Origin of the sequence: Defluviicoccus vanus (assembly GCF_014672695.1) — a bacterium.
Classification (GTDB): Bacteria; Pseudomonadota; Alphaproteobacteria; order Rhodospirillales; family Defluviicoccaceae; genus Defluviicoccus; species Defluviicoccus vanus.
The window spans coordinates 2,450,238-2,472,991 of sequence record NZ_CP053923.1; the positions used below are offsets into that span (position 1 = coordinate 2,450,238).

General features: G+C 64.7%; 22 protein-coding genes and 1 tRNA gene. 5 read left to right on the top strand and 18 right to left on the bottom strand.

The features are described 5' to 3' along the window. Nucleotides 1–49: 49 nt before the first annotated feature. The 9 genes from HQ394_RS11090 to HQ394_RS11140 form a co-directional block, all read right to left on the bottom strand. Nucleotides 50–595 carry a F0F1 ATP synthase subunit B family protein gene (locus HQ394_RS11090; RefSeq protein ID WP_190260292.1) on the bottom strand — a complete coding sequence of 182 codons (546 nt, stop codon included), beginning with the start codon at nucleotides 593–595 and terminating at the stop codon, nucleotides 50–52. Continuing rightward, nucleotides 595–1,086, bottom strand: a complete 492-nt coding sequence (locus tag HQ394_RS11095; RefSeq protein WP_190260293.1) for a F0F1 ATP synthase subunit B family protein — start codon at nucleotides 1,084–1,086, stop codon at nucleotides 595–597. Before HQ394_RS11095 ends, HQ394_RS11090 begins: the two co-directional genes overlap by 1 nt. A 66-nt stretch (nucleotides 1,087–1,152) precedes the next feature. Then, nucleotides 1,153–1,377: an ATP synthase F0 subunit C gene (gene atpE, locus HQ394_RS11100; RefSeq protein ID WP_190260294.1), complete on the bottom strand. Its 225-nt coding sequence runs from the start codon at nucleotides 1,375–1,377 to the stop codon at nucleotides 1,153–1,155. Nucleotides 1,378–1,469: 92 nt separating this feature from the next. Then, nucleotides 1,470–2,192 carry a F0F1 ATP synthase subunit A gene (locus HQ394_RS11105; protein ID WP_190260295.1) on the bottom strand — a complete coding sequence of 241 codons (723 nt, stop codon included), beginning with the start codon at nucleotides 2,190–2,192 and terminating at the stop codon, nucleotides 1,470–1,472. A gap of 4 nt (nucleotides 2,193–2,196) precedes the next feature. Further along, nucleotides 2,197–2,586, bottom strand: coding sequence for an AtpZ/AtpI family protein (locus HQ394_RS20795; protein WP_190260296.1), 390 nt, complete (start codon nucleotides 2,584–2,586; stop codon nucleotides 2,197–2,199). 171 nt (nucleotides 2,587–2,757) lie between these two features. Further along, entirely contained in the window at nucleotides 2,758–3,699 is a 942-nt protein-coding gene (locus tag HQ394_RS11115) for a coiled-coil domain-containing protein (protein ID WP_190260297.1), read from the bottom strand. A 1,473-nt stretch (nucleotides 3,700–5,172) separates the two neighbouring features. Continuing rightward, nucleotides 5,173–6,252: an AAA family ATPase gene (locus tag HQ394_RS11130; protein WP_190260300.1), complete on the bottom strand. Its 1,080-nt coding sequence runs from the start codon at nucleotides 6,250–6,252 to the stop codon at nucleotides 5,173–5,175. A 22-nt stretch (nucleotides 6,253–6,274) separates the two neighbouring features. Further along, a complete protein-coding gene (locus HQ394_RS11135) occupies nucleotides 6,275–6,880 on the bottom strand; it encodes a DsbA family protein (protein WP_190260301.1) in 606 nt (201 codons plus the stop codon). A 3-nt stretch (nucleotides 6,881–6,883) separates the two neighbouring features. Next, complete coding sequence (locus tag HQ394_RS11140; protein ID WP_223291525.1) at nucleotides 6,884–7,492, bottom strand: DUF721 domain-containing protein; 609 nt, start codon at nucleotides 7,490–7,492, stop codon at nucleotides 6,884–6,886. Nucleotides 7,493–7,541: 49 nt separating this feature from the next. Between HQ394_RS11140 and mutY the strand changes: the two genes are divergently transcribed. Then, complete coding sequence (gene mutY, locus HQ394_RS11145) at nucleotides 7,542–8,657, top strand: A/G-specific adenine glycosylase (RefSeq protein WP_190260303.1); 1,116 nt, start codon at nucleotides 7,542–7,544, stop codon at nucleotides 8,655–8,657. On the opposite strand, the gene HQ394_RS11150 is transcribed toward mutY, so the two are convergent. Beyond that, complete coding sequence (locus tag HQ394_RS11150; protein WP_190260304.1) at nucleotides 8,629–9,144, bottom strand: adenine phosphoribosyltransferase; 516 nt, start codon at nucleotides 9,142–9,144, stop codon at nucleotides 8,629–8,631. The genes mutY and HQ394_RS11150 overlap by 29 nt on opposite strands. A 121-nt stretch (nucleotides 9,145–9,265) precedes the next feature. Continuing rightward, nucleotides 9,266–9,340, bottom strand: a tRNA-Val gene (locus tag HQ394_RS11155). Nucleotides 9,341–9,606: 266 nt separating this feature from the next. On the opposite strand from HQ394_RS11155, the gene HQ394_RS11160 reads away from it, so the two are divergent. The 3 genes from HQ394_RS11160 (at nucleotide 9,607) to HQ394_RS11170 (ending at nucleotide 13,230) form a co-directional block, all read left to right on the top strand. After that, the gene (locus HQ394_RS11160) at nucleotides 9,607–10,686 is read left to right on the top strand and encodes a glycerophosphodiester phosphodiesterase (protein WP_456151593.1); all 1,080 of its coding nucleotides are present in this window, start codon (nucleotides 9,607–9,609) and stop codon (nucleotides 10,684–10,686) included. A gap of 120 nt (nucleotides 10,687–10,806) precedes the next feature. After that, nucleotides 10,807–12,453 (top strand): thiamine pyrophosphate-dependent enzyme, encoded by a 1,647-nt coding sequence (locus HQ394_RS11165; protein WP_317628941.1) that lies wholly within the window; start codon nucleotides 10,807–10,809, stop codon nucleotides 12,451–12,453. Nucleotides 12,454–12,555: 102 nt separating this feature from the next. Beyond that, complete coding sequence (locus HQ394_RS11170) at nucleotides 12,556–13,230, top strand: class I SAM-dependent methyltransferase (RefSeq protein ID WP_190260307.1); 675 nt, start codon at nucleotides 12,556–12,558, stop codon at nucleotides 13,228–13,230. 45 nt (nucleotides 13,231–13,275) lie between these two features. On the opposite strand, the gene HQ394_RS11175 is transcribed toward HQ394_RS11170, so the two are convergent. The 4 genes from HQ394_RS11175 to HQ394_RS11190 form a co-directional block, all read right to left on the bottom strand. Next, entirely contained in the window at nucleotides 13,276–13,905 is a 630-nt protein-coding gene (locus HQ394_RS11175) for a FecR family protein (RefSeq protein ID WP_190260308.1), read from the bottom strand. A gap of 50 nt (nucleotides 13,906–13,955) precedes the next feature. Next, nucleotides 13,956–15,320 (bottom strand): oxygen-independent coproporphyrinogen III oxidase, encoded by a 1,365-nt coding sequence (gene hemN, locus HQ394_RS11180; RefSeq protein WP_190260309.1) that lies wholly within the window; start codon nucleotides 15,318–15,320, stop codon nucleotides 13,956–13,958. Then, nucleotides 15,317–16,117 (bottom strand): phosphodiesterase, encoded by an 801-nt coding sequence (locus tag HQ394_RS11185; RefSeq protein WP_190260310.1) that lies wholly within the window; start codon nucleotides 16,115–16,117, stop codon nucleotides 15,317–15,319. Before HQ394_RS11185 ends, hemN begins: the two co-directional genes overlap by 4 nt. Before the next feature lie 42 nt (nucleotides 16,118–16,159). After that, nucleotides 16,160–17,017, bottom strand: a complete 858-nt coding sequence (locus HQ394_RS11190) for a fumarylacetoacetate hydrolase family protein (RefSeq protein WP_190260311.1) — start codon at nucleotides 17,015–17,017, stop codon at nucleotides 16,160–16,162. A 198-nt stretch (nucleotides 17,018–17,215) separates the two neighbouring features. Here HQ394_RS11190 and HQ394_RS11195 point away from each other — a divergent pair, with 198 nt between their 5' ends. Beyond that, nucleotides 17,216–17,953, top strand: coding sequence for a TerC family protein (locus tag HQ394_RS11195; RefSeq protein ID WP_190260312.1), 738 nt, complete (start codon nucleotides 17,216–17,218; stop codon nucleotides 17,951–17,953). A 68-nt stretch (nucleotides 17,954–18,021) separates the two neighbouring features. Here HQ394_RS11195 and uvrB read toward each other — a convergent pair whose 3' ends face one another. From uvrB to HQ394_RS11210, 3 genes are all read right to left on the bottom strand, one after another. Then, a complete protein-coding gene (gene uvrB, locus HQ394_RS11200; RefSeq protein ID WP_190263271.1) occupies nucleotides 18,022–20,196 on the bottom strand; it encodes an excinuclease ABC subunit UvrB in 2,175 nt (724 codons plus the stop codon). A gap of 74 nt (nucleotides 20,197–20,270) precedes the next feature. Further along, nucleotides 20,271–21,443 (bottom strand): Na+/H+ antiporter NhaA, encoded by a 1,173-nt coding sequence (gene nhaA, locus HQ394_RS11205; RefSeq protein WP_190260313.1) that lies wholly within the window; start codon nucleotides 21,441–21,443, stop codon nucleotides 20,271–20,273. Nucleotides 21,444–21,525: 82 nt separating this feature from the next. Next, nucleotides 21,526–22,623, bottom strand: coding sequence for an ATP-dependent 6-phosphofructokinase (locus HQ394_RS11210; RefSeq protein WP_223291526.1), 1,098 nt, complete (start codon nucleotides 22,621–22,623; stop codon nucleotides 21,526–21,528). Between the last annotated feature and the right edge of the window lie 131 nt (nucleotides 22,624–22,754).

The window sequence follows — 22,754 nt, forward strand, 5'->3', positions numbered from 1 at the left end:
ACCAGCCCGGGGATTTTTGATGGTGTAGTTATCGTGGTGCGACCGCTGCCTAATGCAATTTGCCCGGCAGTTCGGCGATGGCGGTGTCGATCAGCGCATTCGACTGCGCCGGGGTGAGCTTTTGGATCAGCAGATTCTGCGTTGCCTGCATCGCCACATCGACGGCACGGGCGCGGACTTCAGCGACGGCCGAAGCCTCCGCCTGAGCGATCCGCTCCAGCGCCAGTTCTTCGCGCCGCTTCAAGGAGCGCTGCAGTTCGGCCGAAGCCTGTTCGGCAAGGCGGTCGGCCTCGCGACGGGCGTCGGCAACGATCGCCTCCGCTTCGCCGGCAGCATCCCGCTGCTTGCGCTCGTAGGTGGCAAGCAGCGTCTGGGCTTCTTCCGCCAGCCGTCCGGCTTCCTCTAGCCGGGCCCGGATCCGCTCGGCGCGCTCGTCGAGGCCAACGACGACCAGCCGATACGCCCGCTTGCCGATGAGCGCGATGAAGATGAGGAAACCGATTGCGACCCAGAATTCGGCGGTAGCGTAGAAGGCCTCAGGTGCGGCGGCATGCGCCGCACCGTGGGCGGTTTCGGCGGCAAGGGCGGACCACATTACGCTTTCCCTCCCAAGACGACTTCGACGGCGTTGCTGACGGACGTGGCATCCGCCGGTTGGCCGATCAGACGCTCAATGGCAGCACCGGTAACCGCTACAGCCACTTCACGAATATGGGCTACCGCCTGACCACGCGCGGCAGCGATGCGGGCTTCGGCATCGGCAACCTGCTTGGACAGCAGCTCGCTCAACTGCGCGTGACGCTCTGCCGCTTCGGCATCGGCGCGTTCGCGTACGGTGCGAAGCTGGTCGTGCGCCTTGGTCCGTGCATCCACCATCAATTTCTCGTAGGCGGCGACGGCATCCTCGGCCTGAAGCTTGAGCGCCTCGGCTTTGCGCAGACTCTCGTTGATACGAAATTCACGCTCTTCCAGGACCTCGGCGACCCGCGGCAAGGCGATACGGGCCATGAGAAAGTAGAGCGCAATGAAGCTGATAATCAGCCATACGATCTGGGGCGGCCAGACGGCCGGATCAAACTGCGGCATATGTGGATTCCGCGAAAGCGACGAGGCGGCTAAGCCGCCGCCTCCCGGGCGGGCCGGACGAACTGATCAGACGAACAGGATGATCAGCGCGACAACGAGAGCGTACAGGGCGANGGCTTCCACCAGTGCGAAGCCGACCCACATAGGCAGCTGAATCAGTGGCTGGGCGGCAGGATTGCGTGCCAGCGAGGCGATTGTCGTCGAGAAGATGTTACCGATACCGGCGCCAACACCACCCAAGCCGACGACCGCGATACCCGCGCCGATCATCTTTGCAGCATCAAGTTCCATGACCTGATTTCCCTCTTCAACGTTTGTTGTATCGTTGGGCGGCTTGGCCGTGCCTTACGCCCGCTACCGGTCCTCAATGTACTGATTGGCACTTAGTGCATGTGCAAGGCGTCATTGAGGTAGATGCAAGCCAGTACTGCATACACATAGGCTTGCAGAAACGCGACAAGAAACTCCAGACCCGTCAGGCCGATGACGGCCAGCATGGGAATGAAGCCCATGAAGCCGAGCGAAACGACGAAGCCGGCGAACACCTTCAACAGGGTGTGGCCCGCGGTCATGTTGGCGAACAGACGCAGCGAAAGGCTGACTGGCCGGAAGCGGTAGGACATCACTTCGAGTGGGATCAGCAGCGGCGCCAAGAAGATCGGCGTGCCATGCGGGAGAAAGAAACCGCAGAACCCGAGGCCGTTCTTGATAAAGCCGATCACCGTCGTGCCGATGAATACGGCCAGGGCCAACCCCAGCGTTACCACCAGATGCGAGGTGAATGCATAGCCATATGGCAGCATGCCCAGCATGTTGCCAAGGAGAATGAAAAAGAACAGGGAAAAGATAAACGGGAAATACGGCCGACCTTCGCGACCAACATTGGTTCTGATCATGTTGGCGATAAATTCATAGGCGAGTTCGGCGATCGATTGCAGCCGCCCGGGTATGACCGACCGCGGTTTCATCGCCTGGACGAGGAAACCGGTGATCACTGCCACCGCCACCAGCATGAACAGGCTGGCATTGGTAAACGAGGCATTGAAGTTGCCGATCTGGATCGGAAGGATGGTGTGGACTTCGAATTGATGCAGCGGGCTGGCCACCGTTTTACCTTTCTTGTTCCCCGTTTCCGTCGCCGGTTGAGGGACCCGGCGAGCGCTGTCCCGTTTGACTGGTCCCGGTGGGGTTACGAAACCCCATGGCTGCGTCGTGACCGCGAGCAGTCCGATAGACGTTCCACATTCCGGCAGCGGCGCCGACAAAGAAGAACCCAACCAGACCCCACGGCGCGGTATTAAGCCAGGAATCAATCCCCCAGCCGAGCAGGCCACCTCCGATCAATCCGCCCACCATGTCAGTGGCGAGCGTAAACGCGAGACCGTAACCGCTGCTTGCCGGCCGCTTCGGCGCGGCATTCCCCTCGGATAGCTCCCCTTGCAGACGCTTGATCCGCGCGTCCAGGTCGTCAATCCTCCGGGGAGGTTGTTTATCGGTCATTGAGGATGGTGTGGCCAACCCCTGGCGAAATCCGCTGCATTGCACAAGCGGACGATAAAGAGGGGTCAACGGGGTGTCAAGGCTCACGCAGTACGAAAGAATCGCAACCGAGCGGCCGCAAGCTGCTGAACGAAGTCGCTGATTCGGAGGCTAAATTCGCCACGACAGCCGTTAGCCGACGGAGCGCAGGCCGTTGTGGTCGACCAGATCCACCGACACAAGCTGCGAGACGCCCTTTTCTGCCATGGTTACGCCAAACAGCCGATGCATCCGTGCCATGGTCAGCCGGTGGTGGGTGATTACCAGGAAGCGGGTGCCGGCGGCGGCGAGATCGTCCAACAATGTGCACATGCGATCGACGTTGGCGTCGTCGAGCGGCGCGTCAACCTCGTCGAGGACGCAAATCGGCGTCTGCTTGGCGAGGAAGATCGCAAAGCGCAGTGCCAGGGCGGTGAGTGTCTGTTCGCCGCCGGAGAGCAACGACAGATGCTGCAGTTTTTTGCCGGGCGGGCTCGCCATCACCTCAAGGCCGATCGCCATCGGATCATCCGCATCCATAAGCGACAAATGCGCATGGCCGCCCCCGAACAAACGCCGGAACAGCTGCTGGAAATGGCGGTCGATCTCATCGAAGGCGGCGAGTAGGCGGGCGCGCGCCTCCTTATCCAGTTGTCCGACCCCCTGGCGCAGCTTGGCAATCGCCTGCAACAGGTCCTCGCGTTCGCCGTCGAGCCGGCCGCTTTCGCCCTCCAGTTCCGCCAGTTCCTCCTCGGCGCGCAGGTTAACCGGGCCGATCAGGTCGCGTTCCCGCTTCATCCGCTCGAGCTGCTTCTCCGCGGTGGCGAGATCGCCCGTCGTGGGCTCGTTCACCTCACCCACAAGCTCGGCAAGTCGCTCCGGCGGAAGCGAGAAACGCTCGTTCGTCTGCCCCTCGATCGTCACCAGTGTTGCCTCGGCCTGCTCGGCTGCGGTTTCGGCACGAACCCTCTCCTCGCGCGCCGCCGCCAGCCGCCCTTCCGCAGCACGCAGGGTTCGATCGGTCTCCTCCAGTTGTCGTTCACTGTCATCCAGGCGCCGACGGCAATGATCGGCGCGGCTTGCAGCCGCGGCCATCTCATCGTTCAAGTCCTGACTGCGCTGGGCGAACTCTTCCGGCAGGCTATCGAGATGCGCGACATCGCGTTCGGTCGCGGCACGACGGGCGAGGAGAACCTCCACCTTTGTTGCCGCCTGCTGCCGCCGGCTTTCCCATGCGGACGTTTCCGAGGCGATGCCGTCGAGGCGGCGACGGCGTCCATTTGCTTCTCGGACGATGGCATCGAACTGGGAGCGGCGATCCAGTTGCGCTTGGCGCCAGCGGCCGACCTCGGCCGCAAGCTGCCGCAGCTCTTCCTGACGCGCGACCAGTTCGGGATCAAGCGTCGCCTCGGCCGCCAAGGTTTCGCGCCGCTCGGCCAGTTCATCGATTTGNNCGCTTTGAGCGTGGCGGTGGCGGCTGCCAGCGCTGCCGATCGCTCTTCCTGCCGGGCACGGGCTTCCCGCGCCCGCGCGGCGGCGGTTGCTGCCGCGGTTGCCGCCTGCCGCGCCTGACCGGCGGCGGTCTCGGCGTTGCGCACCTGATGGCGATGCAGCTGGAGCGCGGTGGCGGCCTGCTGCTCGCGCTCGCGTGTCGCCCGGAGTTGGCTTTCGCTTTCCTCGCACCGCGCCTCAGCCTTGGCGAGAGAGGCCGCNAACATCGGCCAGACGGGCGCGTTGCTGCATCCGGACCGCGGCCGGGGTGGCGCTCTCGGCTGGTTTGCGGAAACCATCCCAGCGCCATACGGCGCCATCGGCGGTGACCAAGCGCTGACCGGGACGCAGCTCCGGCTGCAGACGTTCGCCGGTGGCGTCGTCGTCGACGAGCCCAACGTGGGCGAGGCGACGGTTAAGGGCGGCGGGAGCGTTCACCCGTGCCATCAGCGGCGCAACGCCGGCGGGAAAATCGTCTATAGCCGGCAGTGGCGGCAGAGTTTGCCAGTGGCGGGGTGCCGTTCCCGTCATCGGCAGCAGTGCATCGTCACCGAGGGCTGCGGCCAGTGCCGTTTCCAGACCCGTGGCGACGCCGAGCGTGTCGACGAGAACGGTACCAGCACCTGCCGCGTCACCCTCAAATCCGATCACGTTGGCCAACGCCTGATGCTCGGCGCGCAACTTGGCTCGTGCCGTCTCTGCCGTGTGGTGCAACCGCGTCGCCTCGGCGACAGCGGCCGCCGCTTTCGCCTGCGCAGTCTCGACGGCGTCGAGCGCCTCACGAACAGCTTCAAGCGTGGCATCAGCCTCGGCGAGGATGGCGGCCGCTTCCTCCGCATCGTCGGTGTCCGGCTTTGGCGGTAGCGGTTCGCCACCCTGGCGCACCGCTTCACCGAGCCGTGCCTGCAGGCGGCGCTGCTCGGCGTCGATTTCTTCCAGACGGCGGACGCCGGCGCTGCGGCGCGCCTCTGCCTCGGCCACCCCGCGGGTAAGCACNNGCCCATCCGCTCCTCGATCTCGCCCAAGGTCGCGCTCACCTCGGCAAGTGCCGCCTCGGCCTCATACCGGGCAACGTCTTCACTTCCTGTTGCCGCGCTCAGCCGGGCGCGCTCGGCGGCAAGCCGCTGCAGGGTNCGCCTCGGTGTCTTTCAGTTGCGCCTGCTCGCGCGCAAGATCACCGATGGTCTCTTCGAGACGCCGGCGTGCCGCCAGTCGATCCGCTTCGAGTCGCTTGCCCTCGGCGAGCAGGGAATCGTGCATCGTCCGCAGCCGCTCCAGTGCCGCCGCTGCCTCCTGGTCTTCCTGTCGCAGTGTCGGCAGGGCGGCGGATGCACTCACCCGGCGTTGGTCAAGTTCGCTGACCGCTTGGCTGGTCTCCCCGCTCAGCGCCTCGGCAGCATTGAGCCTCGCCGATGCCGTCACCAGCGCCGTCTTGGCCTCACGCCAGCGCCGGTGGAACAATCGGGCCTCGGCGGTGCGAATGTCCTGTGAAATCTGCCGATAGCGGGTCGCTTGGCGGGCCTGCCGCCGCAAGTTCTGCAGTTGGGTGGTCAGCGTCGACAGCACGTCTTCCAACCGTTGCAGGTTGGCCTCGGCTGCGCGCAGCTTCAGTTCGGCTTCGTGACGGCGGGAATGCAGGCCGCTGATCCCGGCCGCTTCTTCCAGGTAGCTGCGCCGGTCCACCGCCTTGGCGGAGATCAGGGTTGCTACCTGACCTTGGGTAACGATCGCCGCCGAACGCGCGCCCGACGAAGCGTCGGCGAACAGCAATTGCACATCGCGGGCGCGCACCTCGCGACCATTGATTCGGTAAAGGGAACCACGGTCACGCTGAATGCGGCGGCTAACCTGGAGAATGTCACAGGCGGAATAGGGCGGCGGTGCACTGGCATCTGAATTGTCGAGATCGATGGTCACCTCCGCAAAGCCGCGCGACGGCCGCGAGGATGAGCCAGCGAAGATGACGTCTTCCATTTCGCCGCCGCGCAACTGCCGCGCCGAGGATTCACCCATCGTCCAGCGTAGCGCCTCGATCAGGTTGGATTTACCGCAGCCGTTGGGTCCAACGATGCCCGTCAAGCCGGATTCAATCTGCAGGTCCGTAGGCTCGACGAAGGACTTGAAGCCGCTCAGCCGAAGTCGGTTGAATTGCAACACGCGCTACAAGTGCTCCCTTATCTTACTGCTTCGCCTTCAACGCTTCGTTGATTGCCGCCTCGAATTGCTCATAGGGCACGGCGCCACTGATTTTCGTCCCGTTGACGATAAAGGTTGGCGTCGAGTCGATGCTGTATTCCTTGCTGCCGGCCTCCGCCCGCCTCTGGATGCCCTCGAACAACTGCTTGTTGTCGAGGCAGGCCTTGAAATCGCTCTCCGACATCCCGGCAAGTTGTGCCCGCAGCTGCAGTTCCTTGATCGGATCACTCGCTTTCGCCCAACTCGCCTGATCGCCGTAGAGCATGTCGACGAAGGCAAAATAGCGGCTGGGATCGACGCACCGGGCAATGATTGACGCGGCCATCGCTCGTGGTTCAAGGGGAAACTCACGGAACACATAAAGAACCTTGCCCGTGTCAATGTAGTTGGACTTGATTTTTGCCAACGTCTCTCGGTGAAAAGCGGCGCAGTGCGGGCAGCTCATCGATGAATACTCGATCAAGGTGACCGGTGCCTTGGGGTTGCCGAGGCTTCGCTCGGCGAGCGCCTCTTCCGTCGATAGTGCCGCGAATGCGGTTATCGGCGCCATGACCACCAGCAAAAGCAGCAGTCGCCAAAATTTAGTCACGATTCACCTCTTAGACACAAGATGTTGGGGTACTATAGCGATTCTGTATAATCCCGACAAGCGGGCGCAGGATCCAGGGGGCCGGTGGCGGCGAATCGCTACCGGCGAGGCGATTGGCGAGCCGGGCGAGCGACGCGCGTAGTCGCGGATCGGTGATGCCGTCAAGCGGTACGGTGGCAGCCGCCGCGGCGTCGCCGCGGCTGGCGCGAAGGCTGGGAAGGCTGGCAGCGAGCGTCGCTGGTGACGGGTGGGACAGGGGGCGTGAACTAGCTTCAGCCGTGCCACAGCGGCATAGCCGAGACAGCTGTTGATCCGCTGCATCAGCAGAGGTGCCTGATGCTGCAATTCGATCGCCACCGCGCCCGAGGCCACCTGCAGGTGCAAGGTCCCGTTGGTGCGTTGGCGTGGGGGCATAACCAAGCGATGCGGCTGGCATAACTCCGCCAGTCGCCGGCCGACGATCTCGCACCAAGCCACACGCAGATCCGCGAGCGGAACGCGACGGTCGCCGATCAGGGGATGGGTGACCTGCGCCACCGTTTCACTCAGCGAACGCAAACCGGATATGTTGCTGCGGCCGATCGAGCGTCCGTGTGCGATCGATGCATTCATCAACCGCGATGGTAGCGCACCCGGCGCCGCCTCGCCATCATCCACGTCGATGCCTACACCCTGCGCACGCCTTAGTGAACACCCGCTCGCCGAGCAACTGCTCGCTTGGTATGACCGCGCCCGGCGGCAGTTGCCGTGGCGGGCAGCCCCGGGAATGGCGGCCGATCCGTACGCGGTGTGGATCAGCGAGATCATGCTGCAGCAGACCACGGTTGCGGCGGTGGGTCCTTATTTTCGCGCGTTCCTCGGCCGCTGGCCCAGCATCGAGTCGCTGGCCGCGGCGCCTTTGGATGACGTGCTGCACGCCTGGCAGGGGCTCGGCTATTACGCCCGTGCCCGCAACCTGCATGCGGCGGCGCAGGCGGTGGTGCGCGACTGGCACGGCCGCTTGCCGCACCTTGAGGCCGAGTTGCGGACGCTACCGGGAATCGGCGCCTACACCGCGGCGGCAGTCGCCGCCATCGCCTTTGGCGAGAGGGCGACGCCGGTGGACGGCAACGTGGTTCGCGTCGTCGCCCGTCTCTTCGCCATCGCCAAGCCGCTGCCGGCCGCGCGTCGCCTTATCGAGGCGCAGGCGCGACAGCTGACACCGGCGCAGCGCAGCGGTGATTTCGCCCAGGCGATGATGGATCTGGGCGCCACCGTCTGCCTGCCGCGCCAGCCGCTGTGCCGCCTTTGTCCATGGCGCGACGCCTGCCTCGGCCACGCCGGTGGCCGGCCGGAGGCACTGCCGGTGCGGGCAGCCAAGCCCGAGCGGCCAACCCGTCACGGCGTCGCCTTCTGGGCCGAGCGGGCGGACGGCGCGGTATTGTTTCGCCGCCGTCCGGAAAAAGGCCTTCTCGGCGGGATGATGGAGGTTCCCTCTACCGATTGGCGGGCGCAGCCGTGGGAATTGACGGAGGCGCTGGTGGCGGCCCCTCTCACCGGCGCTTGGCGGTTGCTGCCGGGCGCGGTCGAGCACACCTTCACCCACTTTCACCTGGTCCTGCAGGTGGTCAAACTTATCGCTCCCGCCACGGCGGAGGCGAGTGGAGCCGTCGGCCTCTGGGTGGCGCCGGCGCGGTTTACTGATCTGGCGCTACCGACGCTGATGCGCAAAGCGGTTCGCCAGGCCCAGGCGGCCGCGGCGCCAGTTGCTACGCATCGTAGGTCACGAGCGACGTAAAGGGAACGTCGAGGCGCTTGCGGCCGTTGAGGAAACTGAGCTCGATGATGCACCCGGCGCCCACCACGTTGGCGCCGAGGCTGTTGAGCAGGTCGATGGAGGCACCCATGGTGCCGCCGGTGGCGAGCAGGTCGTCGAGGACCACCACCCGCTGCCCGGTCTGCACCGCGTCAGCCTGCACCTCGATCACGTCGGTGCCGTATTCGAGTGCGTACTCGTAGGGGACGGTCGGCCCCGGTAGCTTGCCGCGCTTGCGCACCATGATGAAGCCAAGCCCCAGCTTGAGCGCCAAGGGCGCGGCGACGAGGAAGCCCCGCGACTCGACGCCTGCCAGCACGTCCGGCTGGTAGCGGCTGATCCCCTTGGCGAGACGGCCCATTGCCACCGACCAGGCGTCGGCGTGCGCGAGCAGGGTGGAAATGTCGTAAAAGAGGATGCCCGGCCGGGGAAAATCCGGGATCGAGCGAATGTGGTCCTTGATGTCCATACTGCCGGTTCCGCCGCGCTGAAGAGGGAAGCGGCGAAGCTAACCCGTCCCTGCACCGGCGGCAACGCGCATGAGAAGTATAGTGATGCAGAGCAGATATTCGGCTAAGCCACTGATTCAATGGTGGGCGCGGCTGGGATTGAACCAGCGACCCCTACGATGTCAACGTAGTGCTCTCCCACTGAGCTACGCACCCACTGACCGTGGCCAACCTGCCGACCATGGTCGACGGCACCCGGACGGAGACAGATAGGCGCCTGCGGTCGGTTTGGCAAGCACAAGCCGCCCGGTTCAACGCAATTCCACGACCGCCGCACCAACGCGACCAGCGGGGCGAGATGAAAAACAACGCGGCGCCGTTCCTGAATCGGCGAGTGCAAAGAAGAAGACAGCATGGTCAGCTTCAGGCATGTTCGGCGGCGTGTCGCGGCCGTGGTGGCCGCGGTTCTGGCTATGGCAACCATGCCGGCGAACGCCACCAATATCCAGCCCGGTGGCCCGACAGTGATCGGCCATCGCGGCGCCAGCGGCTACCTGCCCGAGCATACGCTTGGCTCGTATTGCNNGCTCGCCATCGAGATGGGGGCCGACTACATCGAACCCGATCTGGTGATGACCAAGGATGGGGTACTGGTCGCGCGCCACGAGAACGAAATCAGCGGCACCACCGACGTGGCCGACCGTCCCGAGTTCGCCAGCCGCCGGGCCACCAAGACCATCGACGGTGTCACCGTTAGCGGCTGGTTTACCGAAGACTTCACGCTGGCCGAATTGAAGACCCTGCGCGCCATTGAGCGCCTGCCCGAGCTGCGGCAAGCGAACACCCGCTTCAACGGTGATTTCGAGATACCGACGCTGATGCAGGTGCTCGACCTCGTCCGCGGCACCAATCAGCGCTTCTGCATCGAGGCGCGGCGCAACGGCAGCACAAAACAACGAATCATCGGCGTCTATCCCGAAACGAAGCACCCCAGCTATTTCACCGCCATCGGTCTGCCCATGGAGGCGTCTCTGGTGGCCAGCCTGCACGGTGCCGGTCTGAACAAGCGTGGGTCGCCGGTGTTCATCCAGTCCTTCGAGGTGGGCAACCTGAAGGCCCTGCGGCAGATGACCGAACTGCGGCTCATTCAGCTGATGGACGCTAGCGACAGGCCTTACGATTTCGTTGTGTCGGGCGATCCGCGCAGTTACGCCGATCTCACCGCGCCAGCCAATTTGGCGGAGATCGCCACCTACGCCGACGGCATCGGCGTCAACAAGGCGCTGATCATCCCGCGTGATGCGGCGGGCAAGCTTCTGGCGCCGACGCCGCTGATCCAGAATGCGCACGCTGCCGGCCTGCTCGTCCACGGCTGGACCTTCCGCGCCGAAAACACCTTTCTTCCGGCCGACTTCAGCAGCGGTAATCCCGCCGACGCGGCGGAGTTTGGCAATCTCACGGGCGAAATCACCACGTTTCTTCAGGCGGGCATGGACGGTTTCTTCACCGACATGCCGGACCTGGGCGACAAGGCGCGCGGCGCCTTCGCCGCCGGTCGTTGAGGCCATCGGCCACGCCGTGGTGCGGCTGCCGCATGTTGCGGTATTGCCTGGCAAGGGACACCTTCGGTCATCCATGTCGAACCAAGTCCACCATGCATGAATGAGGCTTCTTCCTCCTCCTTGTCCCACCGCACTGGCGGCCGGCTGCTCGCTGACGCGCTGAAGGCGCATGGCTCCGGGACGATCTTCTGTGTTCCCGGTGAGAGTTTTCTAGGCCTGCTCGATGCGCTCTACGACGAGCGCCACACCCTGCCAGTGGTCGCCTGCCGCCACGAGCACGGTGCGGCGATGATGGCCGAGGCCTTGGGCAAGCTGAGCGGCCGGCCAGGGGTCTGCGTCGTCACCCGCGCGCCTGGGGCCTGCAATGCTGCCATCGGCGTGCACACCGCCTTTCAGGATTCGACGCCGATGCTACTCATCGCGGGCCAGGTGCGGCGTGCCTTTCGCGGCCGTGAGGCGTTCCAGGAAGTCGACCTGGTGGCGATGTTCCGGCCGCTCGCCAAACACGTGGAAGAGGTTGCGACCGCGGCGGCGATCCCGGGGGCGGTGGCACGGTGCTGGCAGCAGGCAATGTCGGGCCGGCGGGGACCGGTGGTTCTCGTCGTTGCCGAGGATATTCTGCGCGAAGAGGCTCAGGTTGCCGATGTGGCACCAATGACTGTGGACGCGCAGCAACCCAATCCGGCGCTGGTCGCCGACGTGGCGCATCGCCTCGCGGCGAGCCGGCGGCCGCTGCTGATTGTCGGCGGTAGCGGCTGGTCGCAGGCGGCACGCGCCGATCTTCTTGCCTTCGCAGAAGGGCAGAGCCTGCCGGTCTGCTGCGCCTTTCGTCGTCTTGATCTCGTCGACAACCGGCGGTCGATCTTTGTGGGCGAACTCGGCATCGGTGCCAACCCGCAGCTACTGGCAAGGGTCAATACCGCCGATCTGCTGATCGCCATCGGCACTCGGCTTGGCGAATCGACCTCACAGGGCTATCGGCTGATGGCGACGAGCGACGCCAAGCTGGTTCACGTTCACCCAAGTGCTGCGGAATTGAACCGCGTCTTCCCGGCGGTGGTGGCGATCGAAGCCGACGTTGCTGCCTTTATTGCCGCGGCTCGGGCGCTCCCGTTCTCGGACGATCCGCAGCGTTGCGCCTGGGCGGCGGCGGCGCGCCAGGACTATCTTGACGATCGGGTCGGTGGCGTCGTCGCGGGGTTGCTCGACCTGCGTCAGGTCATGGCGATTCTTGACGAACGCTTGCCGCCGGACGCCATCGTCACCGTCGATGCGGGCAACTTCTCCGGGTGGCCGCAACGATTTCTCACCTTCGGCGGCGAGCGCAGGCTGCTGGCACCTGCCAATGGTGCCATGGGCTATGCCGTTCCGGCGGCGGTGGCGGCGCAAATCCATGCGCCACAGCGGACGGTAGTTGCCTGTGTCGGCGACGGTGGCTTCGGCATGACCGGACAGGAATTAGCCACCGCCGCCCGCTGCGGGGCGAAGCCGCTCGTTCTCGTCTTTGACAACGGCATGTATGGCACGATCCGGATGCATCAGGAGCGCGCCTATCCCGGCCGAGCGATCGCAACCGACCTCGGCAGCATCGATATTGCCGCGTTTGCCGCGGCGCTCGGCGCCTGGGGTGCACGCGTCGACTCTGCCGCCGCCTTTGCCGTCGCCCTCGACGACGCGCTTGCTTGTGGGCGGGCGGCGGTGATCGCGTTGTCAGTGGATCCGGAGCAGATTTCCACCCGCGCCCGCCTGAGCGAGCTTCGACCGTAGTGACCGTAGCCGTCGGGCTACTGGCCGCAGCGAGGTGCCGATTGTCCCATCCGGCGGAACTGCGCATCTATTGGGAAACCAGACCAAGAGGGAGCAAACCGGGTGTCTCGACGAACCATCGGCCTCAGCGAGGAACTGCACCGCTATCTGCTCGGCACCTCTCTGCGTGAAGTGCCGCTCCAGCGTCGCCTCCGCGAGGAAACGGCTGCCCTGCCCAATGCGCAGATGCAGATTTCGCCCGACCAGGGCCAGTTCATGGCCCTCTTAGTGCGCCTGATCGGCGCGCGTCGTATTCTTGAGATCGGCACCTTCACTGGCTACAGCGCGCTGGCCATGGCTCTGGCGATGCCGGCCGATGGCCGCCTCGTCGCCTGCGATATCAATGCCGAGTGGACGGCGATCGGCCGACGCTACTGGACGGAAGCCGGCGTCGGCGACCGGATCGACCTCCACCTGGCGCCGGCTCTGGCGACCCTCGATCAGCTATTGGTAGAGGGCTGCGCCGGCAGCTTCGATCTCGCCTTCATCGATGCCGACAAGGAATCGTACGCGGCCTATTACGAACGAGCGCTAGAGCTGCTTCGCCCCGGCGGGCTCATCTTGGTGGACAACACGCTGTGGAACGGGGCTGTTGCCGATCCCGCGCGCAACGATCCGGACACCGTGGCAATTCGCGCCTTTAACGCCGCCTGTCTGACGGACGAGCGGATCGACTTCAGCCTGCTTCCCATCGGCGACGGCCTAACGCTGGCGCGCAAACGTGAGGTCGTTGCCTGAGCCGGCCGGCCGACACGTCTGCCGCCCGGGACAATATGGGACGGCTTACTGCAGGTCGAAGCTGATGGCGGCTCGGGCGGCGGCCAAGCGTTCGTCGGCCCACGGCCGCGGCTGCGGCGGCACCTGTCCCGGCACGACGGTGATCCCGGAATTCGGCTGCGTCATCTCAACCTTGCCCTCCGGCGTCGTCACGCTGACGGCGGTGCCGGAGAGGAGGGCGATCTCGACCCGGTTGTCGTCATCGACTCGTCCCCAAACCTCCGTGCCACGGACGCCAAGGATGGCCGATGGTGTTTCGACGACGAAGTGGTCGGGACCCAGCTTGGCAAGGGCACCGCTGACGGCGAGAAAGACGCCGCTCGCCATCTTCAAGATGCCGACGCCCTGCTCATCCACTTTACCATAGAGATCGACGACCATGCTGCTGTTTTCACCCAGCGTAATCTCGCTGCCGTCGTTCATCCGCAGCTGTATGCNGGCGCCGGATGTGGTCTCGATCCGGTCACCGACGAGAATGGTCGAGCCGAGGTACAACGGGCGGGAAAAGCCGGTGTTCATCGCCGCAACGGAGTTGCCGAGAAGACGAACCACCGTTCCCGCAGGATCCACCGCGTAACCGGGTGGGGCAATCAACAGCAGGACGAACAGGAGGGCTGACGCGGCCAGTCGAAGCATGAGAATAAACTCTCCTAAATGCAGGATGGAACGGCAAAGGGGCTGGACGGTCAAACGGCGCGGGAATGACGGGCGTTCTGGGGTGCGAGGTAGGTATCGAAGACGGCGGCAATGATTCGCACAAATGGCCGGCCGGCCTCGGTGATCGTCAGCCGATGATCTTCAATCGTCAACAGTCCATCGTCGGCGTAGGCCTGCAGGCGGTTGAGCTCNNGGCGGCGAAAGGCGGGATGTCGGATGGGGGCGTCAGGCTCGACGACACGCAGCGCTGCGTCCAGGTCGACACCAAGCTGGCACATCAGCGCCTGGATGATGTGACGGCGCAGTCGGTCGTCCGTAGTCAGTGTCCGGCCGCGCGCGATCGGCAGCGTGCCCGCAGCGACGGCCCGCGCATAATCTTTGAGCGGCGAGACGTTCTGCACGTATCCCCCGGGCAGGGCGCCGATCGCCGAGGCGCCGAGACCGATGAGCACCGGCGCGTCGTCGGTGGTATAGCCCTGAAAATTGCGCGACAGCCGGCCGGAGGCGAGCGCCCGGGCGAGACCGTCGTCAGGGCGGGCGAAGTGATCGAGCCCGACGGCGACGAAGCCGTGCTGGCGCAGGCGGGAGGCAGCCTGGGTCAATTGCTGCCAGCGCTCTTCGGTGGACGGCAGGACCGTGGTATCGATCAGCTTCTGGTGCACCTTCATCCAGGGCACATGCGCATAGCCGAAAAGGGCGACACGACTGGGTGCCAGCGCCACCGCCTGGTCCACCATGCGGAGGACAAGCTCGACGGTTTGGTGCGGCAGGCCGTACATGAGATCGAGGTTGATCCGCTCGATGCCGTGGCGGCGCAGCCAGCAACAGACCCGTTCCACCACCTCGAAGGGCTGCAACCGGTTGATCGCTAGCTGCACTGTTGGATCAAAATCCTGAACACCGATGCTTGCTCGGTTGACTCCCGCTGCGGCGAGGGCTGCCACGTAGGCTTCGGTGGCGTCGCGCGGATCGAGTTCCACCGCGAGCTCCGCCTCGGCCGCGAGGTCGAAATGGCGGCGAATGTGGGCGCTGAGCCGCTGCCAGTCCTCGGCGCGCACCATCGTCGGACTACCGCCACCCCAGTGCAGGTGACGCAGGCCAAATCGCCCGGGCAGTGCCGCCGCCACCAGTTCGATTTCCCGCTCCAGCGTATCCAGATAGTCGCGAACCGGCTCGTAGCGTTGGACGATCTTGGTGTAGCAGCCGCAAAACCAGCACATCTCGTCGCAGAAAGGGATATGCAGGTATAGCGAGAGCGGCTCGTCGGCGGCGAGTTGCGCCAGCCAGTGGCGATAATGGTTGGCGGCGATCCCCGCATGGAAGTGCGGCGCCGTCGGATAGCTCGTATAGCGGGGGACGTTGATATCGTACTTGCGCGCCAGTTCGATGGTCATGGTCTGCCTTCGGCCATCTGCCGGTTTTCCGTCATGCCGATCAGGCTGAGGTAGCCCACCGGGGCCCCTTCGCCGGACCAGAGATAAAGCGACATCGCCGATGGCTGGTTGAGGAGGTAAAAGCTCTCCCCGTCGTTCAGCGCCAAGCTCATCTGATAGACGACGCTGGGGGCGATGGCCGCAGTCGTCCCGGCCCAGCTGTGATGCACGGCGCGGTGGAGATGGCCGCAGACGATCTGCCGCACCTGTGGGTGCTGACGGACGATTGCTGCCATCGCCTCGGCGCCGACGAAGGGCGTATCGAGGAAACGGATCCCGGTGACGAAGGGTGGATGATGCATGAACAGCAGCGTCGGCCGCTCCGGCTGCTCGGCGAGACGATCGGCGAGCCAGCGCAGCCGTTCGGCGCAGAGGCCGCCGCCCATCTCTCCGGGTAGCAGCGTATCGAGGCCAAGCAGTCGCAACGGCCAGTCTTCGATCGCGTAGTGGATAAAACCGTCGCGGGGCATGTAGGCATAGTCGGCGAAGGCGGCGGCGAGGCCGGCGCGGTCGTCGTGGTTGCCGGGAATGAGCAAGACCGGCATCGGCAGCCGGGCGAGATGGTCGTACAGTAGCGCGTAGTCCTCAGGCCGTCCCAGGTCCACCAGATCGCCGGTGGCGAGGACCACGTTCGGGCGCGGATGCAGGCGCAGCAGGTGATCGATGCAGGCGACAACCGCCGCCTCGGTATCGATGGCACCGTGCAGCGGCCGGCCGCAGGCGCGAAGGTGGAGGTCGGAAATCTGCGCGATCAGCATGCGGCTGCTCCCGATTGCCTGCGGCGATACGGTGCTTCCTTCTCAGACGCCGGCGAGTGGTGCCGCAATTACTTCGTGGCGCTGCTGGCCGAGGCCGGCGACGCCGAGATCGACCACGTCGCCCGGCTTGAGGAATTGCGGTGGTTTGCGGCCGGCGCCGACGCCATCGGGCGTTCCGGTGGCGATGACGTCGCCCGGCATCAGCGTCATGAACTGGCTGATATGGCTGATCAGGAAGGCGACCGTAAAGATCATATCGCGGCTGTTGCCGGTCTGCCGGCGCTCGCCGTTGACGTCGAGCCAGAGGTCGAGAGCCTGCGGATCGGCCACTTCGTCGCGGGTCACCAGCCAGGGGCCGATGGGAGCGAAACTGTCGGCGCTCTTGCCTTTGACGAACTGCCCGCCGCGCTCCTTCTGGAAGGCGCGTTCAGAGAGATCGTTGATGACGGCATAGCCGGCGACGTAGGCAATGGCTTCCGCTTCGTCGACGTACTGCACCTTGCGGCCGATGATCACCGCCACCTCCACCTCCCAATCGGTCTTTACCGAGCCGCGGGGATGATNGATGGGATCGGTGGGGCCGCTAAGTGCTGTCACCGCCTTGGAGAATAGCAGCGGTTCGCTGCCCGGGGTGGCGCCGATCTCCGCTGCATGACTGCGGTAGTTGTGGCCAATGCCGAGGATGTTGCCGATCCCTGCCACCGGCGTGCCGAGCCGCGGCGAACCGCCCACCAGCGGCAGCGTCTCAGGATCGAGTGCGGCGAGGCGGGCGAGGCCAGCGTCCGACAGCACGTCGTCGCGAATATCTGACACCAGCGCCGAGAGGTCGCGCACGCCACCCGCAGCGTCGATCAAACCCGGCCGCTCCGCGCCGCGCGGACCATAACGTACCAGCTTCATGCTACCTCTCTTCGACCCTGAGCGCCCTGATCTTCGACCATGGACGCCCTTACCATTCCGTGCCCGTGCTCGCCACAGAGTAGCCACCTCCAATCCCGCGTCAACGTCGGCGGTGGGTAAAGGACCCGCGGCGAACGTGGACGGCGTTGCTATCCCCTGCTATGGGGTAACACCCTACGACTGCCGTCGGAGTGCTCCATGATCGAACTGCTGCAGGACCCGCAAGCTTGGGCGAGCCTGCTGACGCTTACCGCCCTTGAGATCGTCCTCGGGATCGATAACGTCATCTTCCTGTCAATCATTACCGCCAAGTTGCCGGCGGCACAGCAACCGCTGGCCCGGCGCGTCGGCCTTGGTCTGGCGGCGATCATGCGGATCGGGCTGTTGCTGTCGATCACCTGGATCATCGGTCTGACCGAGCCGCTGACGACAATATGGGGCTACGTCCTGTCGTGGCGCGACGTGGTGCTGATCGGTGGTGGGCTTTTCCTCCTCGTCAAAGGGACAACGGAAATCCACCAGATGACCGAAGCGCTGGAGGAAAACGCCGTCGGCGGTTCCGGTGGCAAGTCCTCCTTTGCCATGGTCATCGTCCAGATCGTCCTGCTCGACATCGTCTTTTCCCTCGATTCGGTGATCACCGCCGTCGGCATGGCGCAGCACCTGCCGGTGATGATCGCAGCGGTGCTGATTTCCGTCGGCATCATGTTGCTGGCGGCAAAGTCGATCGGCGACTTCATCCACCGCCACCCGACGGTCAAGATGCTGGCGCTGAGTTTTCTGCTCCTCGTCGGCGTCGCGCTCGTCGCTGACGGTCTCCACTTCCACATCCCGCGCGGCTATCTGTACTTCGCGATCGCGTTCTCCATCGGCGTCGAGATCCTGAACCTGCTCGCCGCCAAGGCGCGACGACGCAAATCTCCCGCGGCGCACTGAGGCAAACAGCGCCGCGCATGATCGCGCCCGGGCCGCCGCCCCTGTCCGCTTGGGGCGGCTGTCACGCCCTACCGCGCACGGCGGCCGCGCGTGCGTTTTGCCGCCACCTTGTGCTCGGTGAGTTGTGCCTGGCGCTTGGCGACCTTGGCGCGTTTTTCCAGCTTCGCCTTATCGGCATCGCTCCAGCCGGCTGACGCCGCGGCCTTCGGCGCCATGCCGGGGCGGTCGAGGCCCAGTTCCATCGCTTCGAGGCGGCGGATCTCGTCGCGATAGCGGGCTGCGTCCTCGAACTCCAGGTCTGCGGCCGCCTCGCGCATCTTCTTCTCCAGATCGGCCAGCACCGACTTGATATTGTGGCCGACCAGTTGCGTCGCCCCGGTGGCGCCGGTATCTACGGTGACGTAGTCCTGCTCGTAGACGCTCTGAAGCACGTCGGAAATGCCCTTGCGGACGCTCGCCGGGGTGATGCCGTGCGCCTCGTTGTAGGCAATCTGCTTTGCCCGGCGGCGTTCGGTCTCGGAGAGTGCATACTGTAGCGACTGAGTGAGGGTGTCGGCGTAAAGGATCACCCGGCCATCGACGTTGCGCGCCGCCCGGCCGATGGTCTGCACCAGCGAGGTCTTCGAGCGCAGATAGCCTTCCTTGTCGGCATCAAGGATCGCCACCAGGGCGCACTCGGGAATGTCGAGACCTTCGCGCAATAGGTTGATGCCGACGAGGATATCGAAGGCACCGAGACGGAGATCGCGGATGATCTCGATGCGCTCCAGCGTTTCCACATCGGAGTGCATGTAGCGAACGCGCAGCCCTTGTTCGTGCAGGTATTCGGTCAGGTCTTCCGCCATCTTCTTCGTTAGCGTGGTGACCAGGATGCGCTGGCCGGCGGCGGCGACCGCCTTGCATTCGCCGAGCAGGTCGTCGACTTGGTGCGCCACCGGGCGGACGATGCACAGGGGATCAATCAGCCCGGTGGGACGAACCACCTGTTCGACGATGACGCCTGCCGTCTGCGACAGCTCCCACGGCCCCGGCGTCGCCGAGACGAAGATGGTTTGCGGTCGCATCCGCTCCCACTCCTCGAACTTCAGCGGCCGATTGTCGACGCAGGACGGCAGGCGGAAGCCGAAGTCGGCTAGCGTCGACTTGCGCTGATAGTCCCCGCGGTACATGCCGCCCAGTTGCGGGACGGTGACGTGGCTCTCGTCGGCGACGAGAAGCGCATTCTCAGGAATGTATTCGAACAGGGTCGGCGGCGGTTCGCCCGGATTGCGGCCGGTCAGATAGCGGGAATAGTTCTCGATACCAGAGCAGTGGCCAGTGGTTTCCAGCATTTCGAGATCGAAGGTGGTGCGCTCCTGCAGCCGCTGCGCCTCCAGCAGTTTGCCCTCGCCGACGAATTCGTCGACGCGACGGCGCAGCTCCTGTTTGATCCGCGGGAATGCCTGCTGCAGCGTCGGTCGCGGGGTGACGTAATGGCTGTTGGGGAAGACGGTCACCTGCTCAAGGGTCGCCAACTTATCACCGGTGAGTGGGTCTACCTCCCAGATCGCCTCGATCTCGTCGCCGAAGAGGGAAAGCTTCCAGGCACGGTCTTCCAGGTGCGAGGGGAAAATCTCGATAGTGTCGCCCAGCGCGCGGAAGGCACCGCGGCCGAAGGCGAGGTCGTTGCGCTTGTATTGCAGTTCCACCAGCCGCTTCAGCAGCGCCGCGCGTTCCATCATCTGGCCGGTGGCAAAGGTGGCGGTCATCTGGGCGTAGGTTTCCACTGCGCCGATGCCGTAGATACAGGAGACCGAGGCGACGATGATCACGTCGTTGCGTTCGAGCAGTGCCCGGGTGGCGGCGTGGCGCATCCGGTCGATCTGCTCGTTGATCGAGGAATCTTTCTCGATGTAGGTGTCGGTGCGCGGAACGTAGGCCTCCGGCTGGTAGTAATCGTAGTAGGAAACAAAGTACTCCACCGCGTTCTCGGGAAAGAAGCCTTTCATTTCCGCATAGAGCTGGGCGGCGAGGATTTTGTTCGGGGCAAGGACCAGCGTCGGCCGCTGAATGCGGGCGATGACGTTGGCAACGGTGAATGTCTTGCCGGAGCCGGTGACGCCGAGCAGCACCTGGTCGCGCTCGCCGTCGGCGATGCCGCGGACGAGGGTCTCGATCGCCTGCGGCTGGTCACCTGCCGGCTGGTAGGGAGAGGCGAGGACGAAGGGCCGCCCTCCGGCGACCGGTGGTCGCTTCGCCGGCATGAAGATAGCGGGGTTGTGGAAGGTCTCCATGGCCAAGAAGTAGGGTGCCGGCGTCCGTCGTGCTAGCGCGTCGGCTACGTCGACCGGTTCGGTGGGGCGAACAGCAGCACCATGGCGCCGATGAAAGCCGATGCGACCGATCCGAGAATCACCCCCAGCCGGACCTCGGCGTCGTAGTCGGTATGCGGCCAGGCAAGGCCGCCGATGAACAGGCTCATGGTGAAGCCGATACCGCAGATAATCGCGACGCCATAGACCTGTGCCCAGCTTGCACCCTCCGGCTGGCTGGCAATGCCGGCGCGGCAGGTGAGCCAAGTGGCACCGAATACGCCAAGCTGCTTGCCGACGAACAGACCAAGAGCGATGCCGAGCGTCAGCGTGTCGGCCAGCTTGTACCAGCCGATATCGGCGAAGGAGACGCCGGCGTTGGCAAAGCCGAACAGCGGCAGGATGCCGAAAGCGACCCAGGGGTGCAGCCCGTGCTCGCAGCGCTTCAGCAACGACTCCTCGCCGGACTTGGGCTCTCGCACGGGAATCGCCATCGCCAGCGCTACTCCGGCCAGCGTTGCATGCACGCCCGATTTCAGGACGCAGACCCAGAGAATGAAGCCCAGGATCAAATAGGGCGCCAGCTTGTTGACATTGCACAGGTTGAGAATGACGAGGCCGACCAGGGCGGCACCGGCGAGGGCGAGCGACAGCAGCGATAATTCATAGGTATAAAAGATAGCGATAATGACGATCGCGCCCAGGTCGTCGATGACGGCAACGGCGGTGAGGAACACCTTAAGCGACAGGGGCACACGCGAGCCGAGCAGCGCCAGCACTGTCAAGGCGAAGGCAATGTCGGTGGCGGCAGGGATTGCCCAGCCGTAGAGATAGGACGGCGCGCCCAGGTTGAGGCCCGTGAAGATCAGCGCCGGCAGCAGCATGCCTCCGATGGCGGCGATGAAGGGCAGGATCGCCTGTTCCCGCCGCGAAAGTTCGCCACGCACGAACTCCCGTTTGATCTCAAGGCCGACGAGCAGGAAAAACACCGCCATCAGGCCGTCGTTGATCCATAGCAGCAGCGGCTTGTCGATTTTCAGCGCGCCCGCCTGAATCGCCAAGTGGACGTCGAGCAACTCCTGGTAGTAGGGGGCAACGGGTGAATTGGCGACCCAGATGGCCAGCGCTGCGGCGATGACCAGCACCACGCCGCCAGCAGCCTCCATGCGGAAAAAGTCACGAATCGTGGTGATGGCCATCGGCAAATTCCTTCGCGGGTCTGATCGAACGGGATCGACCTCTTAGCGTCAGTCTTGATTCTAGCAGACCAGCGCGCGGGGGTCAGTCACCGAGGCAGATTCCCAGCTGCCGCGCCGTCTTCACCAGGGTGTGGTCAGCAGTGAGCGCCCGCGTCTTGCCAGCGACATCCTGCAACGCCACGTCGCTCGCTTCGCCATTGCGCCAGACGGTGACCCGGTCGGTCATGCCGCGCGCCAGCAGATCCACCGCGTGCGCGCCCAGCGACGAGGCAATGATGCGGTCGAGGGCGGTCGGACTGCCGCCGCGCTGCACGTGACCCAGCACCGTTACCCGCGCCTCGGCGCCGGTTTCCTGCGAGATCAGCTCGGCGATTGCCGCGCCGACGCCGCCGTAGCGCACCTCACCATCGGCGTAAACCTGGGACACCCGCTCGCCGGAAACCAGCTTCACGCCTTCAGCGCAGATGACGAGGGCGTAGTTGCGGCCGACCGCGTAAAGCGCGCGGATCTTCTCCCCGACCTTTGCCATATCAAAAGNGATCTCCGGGATCAGCGCCACATCGGCGCCGCCGGCGATCGCCGCTGCGAGTGCAATCCAGCCCACGTCACGGCCCATCACTTCAAGGACAATCACTCGGCCGTGGCTGGAGGCCGTCGGCTGCAGCGCGTCAAGAGCACCGACAGCGGACTGCACCGAACTGAGAAAGCCGATGGAGTAGTCGGTCTGGTCTACATCGTTGTCGATCGTCTTCGGGACGGCGATAAAAGGGATCTGACCTTCCGACGCCAAGCGGCTGAGAATGCGCAGGCTGCCATCACCACCGATGCCGATCAGCGCATCCACGTTAAGCGCGCGAAACCCATCGATCACTTCCCGCGATCGGTCTTTGATGGTGCCGTCGGGTAGCGGATACTCGAAGGGATTACCCTTATTGACGGTGCCGAGCATGGTGCCGCCGCGACTGAGGATGGTGCCGTCGAAGACCTCCATGCGCAGTTCGTGAAACTTGACCGGACGGGTCAGCAAGCCGGCGGTGCCCTCGTGGATACCGATGACCGTCCAACCATATTCTCCCGCCGCCCTGAGGACGATCGCCCGGATCGCTGCATTGAGGCCGGAGCAATCGCCACCGCTGGTTAGAACGGCGATGCGATTGTGCTTCATCTTGAACTCACTCATCGATTATCCTTGCCTGATGTGCGCCGCGTCCGCCTCGCTTGGCGATTGGCGACCGACATCTCTAAGCAAGACCCCGGCCATGTGCGGTGCCGCTGATAGCATGATTGAGATGCGGCAAAAAGCATCACAGG

Excerpts from the sequence above, each read along its gene's own strand:
- nhaA (WP_190260313.1), bottom strand. The coding sequence starts at position 21,443 with ATGGCCATCACCACGATTCGTGACTTTTTCCGCATGGAGGCTGCTGGC.
- HQ394_RS11140 (WP_223291525.1), bottom strand. The coding sequence starts at position 7,492 with ATGAATGCATCGATCGCACACGGACGCTCGATCGGCCGCAGCAACATA.
- mutY (WP_190260303.1), top strand. The coding sequence starts at position 7,542 with ATGCCTACACCCTGCGCACGCCTTAGTGAACACCCGCTCGCCGAGCAA.
- HQ394_RS11185 (WP_190260310.1), bottom strand. The coding sequence starts at position 16,117 with ATGCTGATCGCGCAGATTTCCGACCTCCACCTTCGCGCCTGCGGCCGG.
- HQ394_RS11150 (WP_190260304.1), bottom strand. The coding sequence starts at position 9,144 with ATGGACATCAAGGACCACATTCGCTCGATCCCGGATTTTCCCCGGCCG.
- HQ394_RS11090 (WP_190260292.1), bottom strand. The coding sequence starts at position 595 with ATGTGGTCCGCCCTTGCCGCCGAAACCGCCCACGGTGCGGCGCATGCC.
- HQ394_RS20795 (WP_190260296.1), bottom strand. The coding sequence starts at position 2,586 with ATGACCGATAAACAACCTCCCCGGAGGATTGACGACCTGGACGCGCGG.
- HQ394_RS11195 (WP_190260312.1), top strand. The coding sequence starts at position 17,216 with ATGATCGAACTGCTGCAGGACCCGCAAGCTTGGGCGAGCCTGCTGACG.
- uvrB (WP_190263271.1), bottom strand. The coding sequence starts at position 20,196 with ATGCCGGCGAAGCGACCACCGGTCGCCGGAGGGCGGCCCTTCGTCCTC.
- HQ394_RS11095 (WP_190260293.1), bottom strand. The coding sequence starts at position 1,086 with ATGCCGCAGTTTGATCCGGCCGTCTGGCCGCCCCAGATCGTATGGCTG.
- HQ394_RS11115 (WP_190260297.1), bottom strand. The coding sequence starts at position 3,699 with ATGGCCGCGGCTGCAAGCCGCGCCGATCATTGCCGTCGGCGCCTGGAT.